This window comes from Candidatus Hakubella thermalkaliphila (genome assembly GCF_013281975.1).
Lineage (GTDB): Bacteria > Actinomycetota > Humimicrobiia > Hakubellales > Hakubellaceae > Hakubella > Hakubella thermalkaliphila.
This window is the reverse complement of the sequence record NZ_BLRZ01000316.1, coordinates 1-1,005: the sequence shown is the minus strand read 5'-3', so window position 1 is coordinate 1,005 and position 1,005 is coordinate 1. Positions and strand designations below refer to the sequence as shown.

Below are 1,005 nucleotides of genomic sequence, written 5' to 3'. Positions count from 1 at the left end.
GCGTGGATGCAATTCAAGGTCGCGTTAATGACTCAGACTGCAAAATGCTTATTACTGCCAATGATTCAGTGCGTGGAGGAAAACATATTCCTCTTAAAAATATTGCCGATGAGGCATTAGCTAATACACCCACCATCGAGAATGTTATAGTTGTTAAAGTCAACGAAGAACCATGCAATATGAAAGATGGCCGGGACTTATGGTATCACGATGAAATAGCTAAGGTCAGCGAGGAATGCCCGGCAGAACAGCTGGATGCTGAAGACCCCTTGTTTATACTTTATACATCTGGTTCAACCGGAAAACCAAAGGGTGTTGTCCATACTACAGCAGGCTACCTGTTGCAGGTTGTTCTTACCCATAAGATTGTTTTCAACATTCATGATGATGATATTTACTGGTGCACCGCGGATATTGGCTGGGTAACAGGACATAGTTATATTGTCTATGGCCCTCTTGCAAATGGTGCCACTTCCCTCATGTTTGAAGGTGTCCCCACCTATCCTGACGCAGGACGCTTCTGGCAGGTTTGTGACAAATTCGGTGTTACAGTTTTTTATACTGCTCCTACTGCGATTCGGGCCCTGATGCGCCTGGGAGATGAATGGCCGGCAAAATACAAATTAGATACACTGCGAGTTCTTGGTTCGGTTGGTGAGCCAATAAACCCTGAGGCCTGGATGTGGTATTATGAAAAAATTGGCCATAGCCGGTGCCCGATTGTTGATACCTGGTGGCAGACAGAAACCGGTGGACATCTGATTACTCCTCTCCCTGGTGTTCATACCTTAAAACCAGGAAGTGCGAATAAACCTTTCTTTGGCGGCGATCCGGTTGTTCTGCGGGACGATGGAAGCAGGTGCGATGTAAATGAAGGCGGTAAGCTTTGCTTTAGGAAACCCTGGCCGGGAATGATGCGGACAATGTGGGGTGACCACGCTCGGTTCATTGACACCTATTTCACAGTGTATGATAACCTCTATTTCGCTGGTGATGGCTGCAGAA

Annotated in this window: 1 protein-coding gene; it reads left to right on the top strand. The window is 46.7% G+C overall.

From position 1 onward, the window contains the following. Positions 1-1,005 (top strand): AMP-binding protein (locus tag HW443_RS11835; protein WP_176238288.1); only part of this gene is annotated, 1,005 nt, incomplete at both ends.